Annotated in this window: 12 protein-coding genes; 11 read left to right on the plus strand and 1 reads right to left on the minus strand. The window is 52.7% G+C overall.

Annotation, left to right across the window (positions count from 1 at the left end; all coding sequences use genetic code 11):
- The first annotated feature begins 3 nt into the window (after positions 1-3).
- The 11 genes from rpe (at position 4) to ACMGGS_RS08615 (ending at position 10,017) form a co-directional block, all read left to right on the plus strand.
- Positions 4-681: a ribulose-phosphate 3-epimerase gene (gene rpe, locus ACMGGS_RS08565; protein ID WP_194207349.1), complete on the plus strand. Its 678-nt coding sequence runs from the start codon at positions 4-6 to the stop codon at positions 679-681.
- Positions 674-1,435, plus strand: a complete 762-nt coding sequence (gene gph / locus ACMGGS_RS08570) for a phosphoglycolate phosphatase (protein WP_414165768.1) — start codon at positions 674-676, stop codon at positions 1,433-1,435. The genes rpe and gph overlap by 8 nt, the downstream gene beginning before the upstream one ends.
- Positions 1,428-2,432 (plus strand): tryptophan--tRNA ligase, encoded by a 1,005-nt coding sequence (trpS, locus tag ACMGGS_RS08575; protein WP_176917783.1) that lies wholly within the window; start codon positions 1,428-1,430, stop codon positions 2,430-2,432. Before gph ends, trpS begins: the two co-directional genes overlap by 8 nt.
- A gap of 157 nt (positions 2,433-2,589) precedes the next feature.
- Positions 2,590-3,492, plus strand: a complete 903-nt coding sequence (yhfZ, locus tag ACMGGS_RS08580) for a GntR family transcriptional regulator YhfZ (protein WP_414165769.1) — start codon at positions 2,590-2,592, stop codon at positions 3,490-3,492.
- An 8-nt stretch (positions 3,493-3,500) separates the two neighbouring features.
- Positions 3,501-3,857, plus strand: coding sequence for a PRD domain-containing protein (locus tag ACMGGS_RS08585; protein WP_414165770.1), 357 nt, complete (start codon positions 3,501-3,503; stop codon positions 3,855-3,857).
- A gap of 93 nt (positions 3,858-3,950) precedes the next feature.
- Positions 3,951-5,126, plus strand: a complete 1,176-nt coding sequence (locus ACMGGS_RS08590) for a YhfX family PLP-dependent enzyme (protein ID WP_414165771.1) — start codon at positions 3,951-3,953, stop codon at positions 5,124-5,126.
- Complete coding sequence (locus ACMGGS_RS08595; RefSeq protein ID WP_414165772.1) at positions 5,119-6,360, plus strand: phosphopentomutase; 1,242 nt, start codon at positions 5,119-5,121, stop codon at positions 6,358-6,360. The genes ACMGGS_RS08590 and ACMGGS_RS08595 overlap by 8 nt, the downstream gene beginning before the upstream one ends.
- Positions 6,353-7,243: a phosphotriesterase-related protein gene (locus ACMGGS_RS08600; RefSeq protein ID WP_414165773.1), complete on the plus strand. Its 891-nt coding sequence runs from the start codon at positions 6,353-6,355 to the stop codon at positions 7,241-7,243. The genes ACMGGS_RS08595 and ACMGGS_RS08600 overlap by 8 nt, the downstream gene beginning before the upstream one ends.
- 9 nt (positions 7,244-7,252) lie before the next feature.
- Positions 7,253-7,606, plus strand: coding sequence for a DUF2620 domain-containing protein (locus ACMGGS_RS08605; protein WP_414165774.1), 354 nt, complete (start codon positions 7,253-7,255; stop codon positions 7,604-7,606).
- 10 nt (positions 7,607-7,616) lie between these two features.
- Positions 7,617-8,921: a YhfT family protein gene (locus ACMGGS_RS08610; RefSeq protein ID WP_414165775.1), complete on the plus strand. Its 1,305-nt coding sequence runs from the start codon at positions 7,617-7,619 to the stop codon at positions 8,919-8,921.
- Positions 8,922-8,931: 10 nt separating this feature from the next.
- Positions 8,932-10,017, plus strand: a complete 1,086-nt coding sequence (locus tag ACMGGS_RS08615; RefSeq protein ID WP_414165776.1) for an aminotransferase class I/II-fold pyridoxal phosphate-dependent enzyme — start codon at positions 8,932-8,934, stop codon at positions 10,015-10,017.
- 50 nt (positions 10,018-10,067) lie between these two features.
- On the opposite strand, the gene ACMGGS_RS08620 is transcribed toward ACMGGS_RS08615, so the two are convergent.
- A complete protein-coding gene (locus ACMGGS_RS08620) occupies positions 10,068-10,238 on the minus strand; it encodes a YhfL family protein (RefSeq protein WP_414165777.1) in 171 nt (56 codons plus the stop codon).
- Positions 10,239-10,356 lie beyond the last annotated feature (118 nt).

The following is a 10,356-nucleotide window of genomic DNA, read 5'->3' on the forward strand; positions in this document are numbered from 1 at the left end:
CGGATGAGCCAGTACTTAATTGCCCCTTCGATTCTGTCAGCGGATTTCGCCCGTCTGGGTGAAGACACCGAAAAAGCGCTGGCGGCAGGTGCGGACGTTGTTCATTTCGATGTCATGGACAACCACTATGTACCTAACCTGACTATCGGGCCGATGGTACTGAAATCCTTACGCAACTACGGTATTACCGCGCCGATTGACGTTCATCTGATGGTCAAACCGGTCGACCGTCTGGTGCCTGACTTCGCCGCGGCCGGTGCCAGCATTATTACTTTCCATCCCGAAGCGTCTGAGCATGTGGATCGCACCTTGCAACTGATCAAAGAGCACGGTTGTAAAGCGGGTCTGGTGTTCAACCCGGCGACCTCGCTGAGCTATCTGGATTACGTCATGGATAAGCTTGATGTGATCCTGCTGATGTCCGTTAACCCCGGCTTCGGCGGTCAATCATTCATTCCGCATACGCTGGATAAACTGCGTGAAGTGCGCCGCCGCATCGATGCTTCCGGCTTTGATATTCGCCTCGAAGTGGATGGTGGCGTGAAGGTTAACAATATTGCCGAGATCGCGGCGGCTGGCGCAGATATGTTCGTGGCCGGTTCTGCCATTTTCGACAAGCCGGATTACAAGCAGGTTATCGATGAGATGCGCCGTGAACTGGCGAAGGTAAGTCATGGATAAGCTAAAAACTATTCAGGGCGTCGCATTCGATCTCGACGGTACGCTGGTCGACAGCGCGCCAGGCCTGACCTCTGCCGTTGATAGCGCGCTCTATGCGCTGGAACTGCCACAGGCTGGCGAAGCGCGAGTTGTGACGTGGATCGGCAACGGCGCGGATGTCCTGATGGAGCGGGCGTTGACCTGGGCGCGTCAGCAACGGGCCACACAGCGTGCCGCTTCGGGCAAACCTTCCGTCGATGAGGGTGATATCCCGCAGGAAGAGCAGGTACGTATTCTGCGCAAGTTGTTTGATCGCTATTACGCGCAGTTCGCCGAAGAGGGCAGCTTTCTATTTCCTGACGTTGCCGACACCTTAGCCGCGCTGAATGCGCAGGGATTGCCGCTGGCGCTGGTCACTAATAAGCCGACCCCATTTGTCGCGCCGTTGCTGGAGGCGCTGGATATCAGCAAATATTTCAGCGTGGTGATTGGCGGTGACGACGTACAGAATAAAAAGCCGCATCCGGAACCGCTGCTGCTGGTCGCCAGTCGGCTGGGCATCGCGCCGCAAGCATTGCTCTTCGTGGGTGATTCGCGCAATGATATCCAGGCCGCTGCCGCCGCTGGCTGCTGCTCAGTCGGGTTGACCTACGGCTACAATTATGGCGAAGCGATTACGTTAAGCAATCCAGACTATATTTTCGATCGCTTCAATGAACTTCTGCCCGCACTCGGGCTTTTGCACAGTGAAAACCAGGAATTAAAAAATGACTAAGCCCATCGTCTTTAGTGGCGCACAGCCCTCAGGTGAATTGACCATTGGTAATTACATGGGTGCGCTGCGTCAGTGGGTAAACATGCAGGATGACTATCACTGCATCTATTGCATCGTTGACCTTCATGCCATTACCGCGCGTCAGGATCCTGAAAAGCTGCGTAAGGCGACGCTGGATACTCTGGCGCTTTACCTGGCCTGCGGCATCGACCCGGAAAAAAGCACCATTTTCGTTCAGTCTCACGTGACTGAACACGCGCAGCTTGGCTGGGCGCTGAACTGCTATACCTACTTCGGCGAACTGAGCCGGATGACGCAGTTTAAAGATAAATCTGCGCGCTATGCCGAAAACATCAACGCCGGTCTGTTTGATTATCCGGTGCTGATGGCGGCGGACATTCTGCTATACCAGACCAACCAGGTGCCGGTCGGCGAAGACCAGAAACAGCATCTGGAGCTGAGCCGCGATATCGCCTCCCGCTTCAATGCGCTCTACGGCGAGGTGTTTAAAGTGCCTGAGCCGTTTATTCCGAAATCCGGCGCACGCGTGATGTCGCTGCTCGATCCGACGAAGAAAATGTCCAAGTCGGACGATAACCGTAATAACGTGATTGGCCTGCTGGAAGATCCGAAATCAGTGGTGAAGAAGATCAAGCGCGCGGTCACCGACTCCGAAGAGCCGCCGGTGGTTCGTTACGATGTGCAGAATAAAGCGGGCGTGTCCAACCTGCTGGATATTCTTTCCGGCGTAACCGGTCAGAGCATCGCTGAGCTGGAGCAGCATTTCGAAGGCAAGATGTATGGTCATCTGAAAGGTGAAGTTGCGGATGCCGTATCAGGGATGCTGACCGAGTTGCAGGAGCGCTATCATCGCTTCCGCAACGACGAAGCCTTCCTGCAAAAGATCATGAAAGAGGGCGCGGAAAAAGCCAGCGCGCGCGCGTCTGAAACGCTGAAAAAGGTCTACGAAGCGATTGGATTTGTAGCGAAGCCCTAAAATCACCTCCGCCCTCTTCTTCACGGAGAGGGCGAAAGTAACTTCCTTTTTGCATTATTTCCTTTCTGTGATCCTCTTCGCTTTTTGACCTTTTCCCGTTTGCCATTTATATTCATTTTTATGAAGATATATGTATTCAATAAAATGAAGATTAAACATGAGCCGTAGCTTTATCAAAAAAGAGGGCCTTGCCCAGGCCACGCTGGCACGTTACCTGTTGGGGGAAAAGTGTGGTAACCGGTTGAAAACGATAGATGAGCTGGCGACGGAATGTCAGTTTTCCGTTGGACTCATTCAGGCGGCGCTGAAGACCCTGGAGAAGGCCAGCGCTGTTACCGTCGAGCGGCGCGGGCGTAACGGTAGTTATCTCGTCAGTATGGATAACAAAGCCCTATTGGCATTTGCAGATATCGGTACTGTAGTGTGTGCGATGCCCCTGCCGTACACCCGGCTGTATGAGGGGCTGGCGAGCGGCCTGAAGGCGCAGTTTGACGGCATTCCGTTTTATTACGCACATATGCGCGGTTCAGACGTGCGCGTGGAGTGCCTGCTCAACGGCGTGTATGACCTGGCGGTCGTATCCCGGCTGGCGGCGCAAAGCTACCTTGATAACGGCGACGTCTGTATGGCGCTGGAGCTGGGAGCGCATACCTATGTCGGGGAACACACGCTGATTTGCCGTGCTGATAGCCAGCAAATTCAGCGAGTAGGACTGGATCCTCGTTCTGCCGACCAGCGCATTATGACCGATATTTGTTTTGGTCATCAGCAGGTTGAACGGCTCGATGTGCCGTATCACGACTGTCTGAGCCACATTGCGCGGGGTGATATCGATGCAGCAATCTGGAACGTGGCCAATGCGGCGGATCTGGCATCTCATGGCCTGGTGGCAAAACCCCTTACCGGCGATCTGCGTTTTATACAGGCATCGGAAGCGGTGGTTCTCACCCGTAGCGATGACGTACCCATCCAGCAGCTACTGCGCACGGTGGTGGATAAACATGCGCTTCTTGACCATCAGCAGCGCGTACTTAACGGTCTGGCTGAGCCAAGTTATTAGGAGATCCTATGGAAAAGCGGTTAAATCTGCTGTGCGAGGCTGGCGTTATTGATAAGGATATTTGTGATGGCATGCTGGAGGTTGTGGGGCAACTGGAAACCGTATGGGCATTGCCGGTGCGTAATGAACAGGGCGAAATGGCTATTACCCACATGGCCAGTGCCCTGATGCGCAGTCGCCGGGGAGAGATTATTAGTCCGCTGGATGAAGAGCTCATGGAGGAGATTCGATCCTCAGAGGCTTACGCACAGTTATTGAGGATCCATCAAACGCTGCTGGCTCCGTTTGATACCCCTCTGCATCCGAACGAAGAGGGCTATCTGCTGGCAAACCTTTATAGCCTGTGGATGGTGGCGAAAGCGTAGCGGATGAAGCGTCATTTTAATCCTGCACCTTAAATATTCAAAAAAATGATTATTTAAAAGGTTTTCATCAACAGGTCAGCGAGAGGCAAGGATATGTTTATTGAAGCACTCAAGGCTCAAAATCCGGCGCTGATAGAGACCGCGCGCGAGCTATGGCAGCAGGGAGCGATACTACCGGATACGTGGGTCATCGATGTTGATCAGGTCATGGAAAACGGGCGTCGTCTGCTTGAGGTGGCTGCGCGCTATAACATAACGCTTTATGTGATGACCAAGCAGCTTGGCCGCAATCCGTGGTTAGCAAACAAACTTATGGCGTTGGGTTTTCACGGCGCGGTGGCGGTAGATTTCAAAGAAGCACGAACCCTGCGTAATGCCGGCGTCACGGTATCGCATGTGGGGCATCTTGTGCAGATCCCAAAAAGCGAGGTGGATAAAAGCATTATCGCCTCAACGGAGATTATCACCGTTTTTTCACTGGATAAGATCGCCGCCATTTCCGCTGCTGCCAGGCGCAATCACGTTGTTCAGCCCATTATGCTCAAGGTGTTCGCGGAGCATGACAAGCTCTATCCGGGGCAGGAGGCTGGCTTTTCCATAACAGAACTCGACAACGTTGTTGCCGTAATTAAAACGCTGCCGGGAGTACGACTCGTCGGACTCACCCATTTCCCCTGTTTACTCTGGGATGAGGATGCCCGTCAAACATTGCCAACGCCCAATCTCCATACGCTTCTCCAGGCCCGGGATCGTATTGCCGCCATGGGTGTGAATATTGCGCAGATCAACGCGCCGTCGGCATCAAGCTGTAGCACGCTACCTTTGCTGGCCGAATACGGTGTTACACATGCTGAACCGGGCCATGCGCTGACCGGCACCATTCCTGCAAATCAATATGGCGATCAGCCTGAGCAGATCGCCATGCTGTATCTTACTGAAATTTCTCATCACTTCCGTGGAAACAGTTACTGCTTCGGTGGCGGGTATTATCGACGGGGACATCTGCAAAATGCGCTGGTCTACCCGGCGAATACCTGTCATCGCGTTGCGGCTCGCCTTTTACCCGTCGATGAAAGCAGCATTGATTATCACCTTCCGCTGGCAGGCGAATTCCCGGTCGGCAGCCCGGTAGTGATGTGTTATCGCACCCAGATTTTTGTAACCCGCAGCGATGTTGCGTTGGTTTCCGGTATTCATAGCGGTAAACCGGTACTCGACGCGCTGTATGACAGTCTCGGCAATCCCGTTTCCGGAGGTCTGCATGAGTAAGTTTGTGGTGGTAGTGATAGATAGTTTTGGCGTCGGGGCCATGGATGATGTGCCGCAGGTCAGGCCGCAGGATGCCGGTGCAAACACCTGCGGACATATTTTGCAGCACGTCCCGCAATTACGTTTACCGGTGCTGGAAAAGTTGGGTCTTATTAACGCGCTCGGCTTTACGACAGGTAATCTGGCACACTCCCCAAGCGCGGTTTACGGTACGGCGGACCTGCAACATGAAGGCGGAGATACCTTTATGGGACATCAGGAGATCCTCGGCACCCGACCACAACCGCCGTTGACCATGCCCTTTTCAGCGGTGATTGATGAGGTTGAACAGTCGCTGATGATCCGGGGCTGGCAGGTTAAACGTGTCGGTAGCACCCTGCAATACCTGTGGGTAAACGAGGCGGTCGCTATTGGCGATAACCTGGAAGCCGATCTGGGGCAGGTCTTTAACGTCAGCGCTAATCTGAACGCGATTACGTTTGATGAAGTACGCGCCATCGGGGAGGTGGTCCGCCATTGCGTTCAGGTCGGAAGAGTCATTGCGTTTGGCGGACGGCTTGAGAACAGCCAGCAACTTCATGATGCCGCTGAAGAGAAAGAGGGCATCTATATCGGCATTAATGCGCCGCGTTCGGGCGTTTATCAGCATGATTTCCAGGTAGTGCATATGGGCTACGGCGTGGATGCCAGCGTTCAGGTACCGCAAAAATTGCATGAAGCGAACGTTAAAACCGTGCTGGTGGGCAAAGTCGCCGATATCGCCAGCAATCCTTACGGCGTGAGCTATCAAAATCTGGTGGATACCCAGCGCATTATGGATCTCACTCTGAAAGAGTTGCAGGGAACAGGCGATGTTTTTATCTGCACCAATATTCAGGAAACCGATCTGGCTGGTCATGCGCAGGATGTCGCGCGTTACGCAGAGCGCTTGCAGGTGGTCGATCAAAATCTTGAACGGCTGATGAATGCTATGCAGCCTGATGACTGTCTGGTGGTGATGGCAGATCACGGTAACGATCCAACGATTGGTCACAGCAAGCACACCCGTGAAAAGGTGCCGCTTCTCGTCTGGCAGTCGGGTATCACACCTGCTAGTCTCGGCGCAAGAACCACGCTGTCTGACGTGGGGGCCACGGCCTGCGACTTCTTTTCGGCCGCGGCCCCGCAAAACGGTACGTCATTTCTTCCTCTGCTAAAGCCGCGCTCACAGACGACCGGGGGCAATCATGTCTGAGTCCTTATATATTGATGCGTCAGGATATACCTATGCTCACGAGCATCTGCATATCGATCTATCGTCGTTTAAAAATAATATTGATTGCCGTCTGGATCAGTACGATCTCATTTGCGGGGAAATGAAAACGCTTTATGCCCTGGGCGTGCGCAATATTATTGAAATGACCAACCGCTATATGGGGCGTAATCCGCAGTTTATGCTCGATATTATGCGCGATACAGGCATGAATGTGATGGCCTGTACCGGTTATTACCAGCATGATTTTTATCCTGCTCATGTTGTTAGTACACCAACAGAGAAACTGGCGCAGGAGATGATCAACGAAATTGAGATCGGCATTGAAGGTACTGAACTTAAAGCCGGCATCATTGCGGAGATCGGCTCCAGCGTCGATGTCATTACCCCGGATGAGGCAAAAATGTTTGCCGCCGCCGCGATAGCGCACCGAGAAACCGGGCGTCCTATTTCTACCCATACTTCCTTCAGCACCATGGGGCTGGAGCAACTGGCGCTATTGAAGAACCATGGCGTCGAACTTTCTCGCGTGGTGATCGGGCACTGCGACCTGAAGGACAACCTCGACAATATCTTTCGCATGATCGATCTGGGGGCTTATGTCCAGTTCGACACCATCGGTAAAAACAACTATTACCCGGATGAAAAGCGTGTCGCCATGCTGGGCGAAATTGCCCGTCGCGGCCTGCTCGACCACGTCATGCTGTCCATGGATATTACCCGCCGCTCCCATCTGAAAGGCAACGGTGGCCCCGGTTTTGATTATTTGCTGACGACGTTCGTGCCATTACTACTGGAAGCAGGCTTCACGCAGGCCGACGTTGATTTGATGTTACGTGACAACCCCTCTGTCTTCTTTAAATAAGGATTTCCCATGAAAAAGATCGGTGTTGCTGGCTTACAGCGTGAACTTATAAAGAAAACGATCGAAACCGCCGCGCCGGGCTGTTTTGAAATCTTTATTTATAACGATATGGAGGCGGCGATGAAGGTGAAATCCGGACAACTGGATTACTACATCGGCGCGTGCAATACCGGCGCGGGAGCCGCGTTGTCTATTGCCATTGCCGTTATTGGTTATAACAAAAGCGGAACGATTGCCAAACCGGGCATTAAAGCGAAAGACGACCAGATCGCCAAAATGGTTGCGGAAGGCAAAGTTGCCTTTGGTCTGTCGGTTGAGCATATCGAACATGCGATACCGATGCTGGTCGCCCACTTAAAATAGGGACACTGCGATGGATTTCTACATTCAGATTCTGGTCGTGGCCTGTTTAACCGGTATGACCGCGTTGCTGGCACATAAATCGGCGGCGGTGTTTCATGATGGTATCCGACCCATCCTGCCACAGCTGATCGAGGGCAACATGAACCGCCGTGAAGCGGGCAGTATTGCTTTTGGCCTGAGCATTGGTTTTGTCGCTTCGGTGGGGATCTCTTTTACTCTGAAGACCGGTCTGTTGAATAGCTGGCTGCTATTTTTGCCCACCGACATTCTGGGCGTACTGGCGATCAATGGCTGGCTGGCGTTCGGCCTTGGTGCAGTATGGGGTGTGCTGATCCTCACCTGCCTGATCCCGGTAAACCATCTGCTGACCGCGCTGCCAGTGGACGTTCTTGGGTCGCTGGGGGAGTTAAGCTCTCCGGTAGTGTCCGCTTTCGCACTTTTTCCGCTGGTGGCCATTTTTTATCAGTTTGGCTGGAAAAATAGCTTGTTTGCGGCGGTTGTGGTGTTAATGACCCGCGTTCTGGTCGTTCGCTTCTTTCCGCATCTGAACCCCGAATCGATTGAGATTTTTGTCGGTATGGTCATGCTGCTGGCTATCGCGATTGTGCAGGATCACCGTACCCGCAGCGAAAGGGAACAAGATGATGTGGGTATATCTGTATTTGAAGAGCGAACATCGCGAATTATCAAAAATCTGCCGTTCATCGCGGTGGTAGGCGGATTGATTGCGGTTGTCGCCAGCATGAAGATTTTTGCCGGTTCTGAAGTTTCTATCTTTACGCTGGAGAAGGCCTATACGGCCGGACTGGATCCAGTTGAATCGCAGACGTTGATCCATCAGGCGGCGCTGGCGGAATTTATGCGTGGTCTGGGATTTGTCCCATTAATTGCCACGACAGCGCTGGCGACAGGTGTCTATGCGGTGGCAGGTTTCACCTTTGTGTATGCCGTGGGTTATTTGATCGCCAATCCTTTTCTTGCTTTCCTCGTCGGCGCAGTCGTGATTTCCGCTGAAGTTCTGCTGTTGCGATCGATTGGCAAATGGCTGGGACGCTACCCCTCCGTGCGTAATGCTTCAGACAATATCCGTAACGCAATGAATATGTTGATGGAAATGGCGCTGCTGGTAGGCTCCATTTTTGCCGCTATCAAAATGGCGGGTTATACCGGCTTTACAATCGCGGCGGCGCTCTATTTTCTCAATGAATCGCTGGGCCGTCCCGTGCAAAAAATGGCATCGCCTGTCGTCGCCGTTCTAATCACCGGGATCGTGCTAAATATTTTGTACTGGTGTGGACTCTTTGTCCCGGCCTGAGGATGCCAATATGGAAACGTACCCACTGCAAAGCCTCACGCTTACAGAAGCACAGCATAAGCAGTTTGCGCTGGTAGACGCCATCTGCCGCCATTTTCCCGATGCGGAGTTCCTGCGCGGGGGCGATGTGGGTTTAACCGCCGGATTTAACCAGCCACAGGTGACACGGCGTGTTGAAGCCGTGCTGGCAGAGGCTTTCCATGCAGAAGCCGCGGTGCTGGTACAAGGGGCTGGAACAGGAGCAATACGAGCGGGTCTGGCAGCACTGCTCTCAGCGGGTGGGCGGTTGTTGGTGCATGATGCACCGGTTTATCCGACGACGGCGACTATTGCTCAACAGATGGGGTTTGAACTGATACGGGTAGATTTTAACGATCCGCAAGCGTTAGCACAGGCGGCACTTCACTATCAACCGCATGCCGCGCTGGTGCAGCACACCCGGCAGCAGCCAGCGGATCGGTATCATCTTGCCGACGTAGTAAAAAGCCTTACTGCACAGACTATTCCTGTACTCACTGATGACAATTATGCGGTTATGAAAGTGGCGGCGATTGGCTGCGAATATGGCGCAGCGCTTTCAACCTTTTCCTGTTTTAAGCTTTTCGGGCCGGAAGGGGTAGGCGCGGTAGTGGGTAACAGTGACGCTATTGAGCGTATTCGCACGACAATGTATTCCGGTGGGAGCCAGATCCAGGGTAACCAGGCTCTGGAGGTGTTACGTGGTATGGTTACGGCACCGGTGATGCATGCAGTGCAGGCTGGCGTAACCGAACGCCTGTGCTTCATGTTGAATCAGGGGGCCATACCGCAGGTGAAGCATGCCATAATCGCCAATGCGCAGTCTAAAGTGTTGCTGGTAACTTTTCAGAAACCTATTGCCAGCCAGGTGCTGGAAAATGCCCCGCGTTTTGGTGCGTTACCATGGCCGGTTGGCGCTGAATCTAAATACGAGATCCCGCCGCTGTTTTATCGGCTTTCTGGAACGTTTCGGGAAGCAAATCCGGGAGCTGAGCATGATACGATCCGTATTAATCCGAATCGAAGTGGCGAAGAAACGGTATTGCGGATCTTACGCGAGAGTTGCCTGACATTATAATAAAAAAACCGGGAGTGCCCGGTTTTTTATCGATGCAATAAGGCTGTCGATTACTGATCAGCAGCCGGGCCGCAACCACCGATAATTTTAGAAATAGAAATTGCCGGGTGCAGTAAATAATCATAGCTACAGTTGTTCTTTTTGTTTTCGATATGACCAGTACATGCGGTCAGGGTTGCCAGAACACCAGCAACAATAGCGATTTTTACAACTTTTAACATGTCAAAATCCTTCTTGGGACAATATTCATATAACGAGGGAATAAATGGAAAAATCCATTTTGCGTTGACACCATAACAATAAATTCTTATTAGAAATAGTCCTGATCAGGACTTTATA

It is taken from the genome of Superficieibacter sp. BNK-5, from assembly GCF_047456055.1.
Classification (GTDB): Bacteria; Pseudomonadota; Gammaproteobacteria; order Enterobacterales; family Enterobacteriaceae; genus Superficieibacter.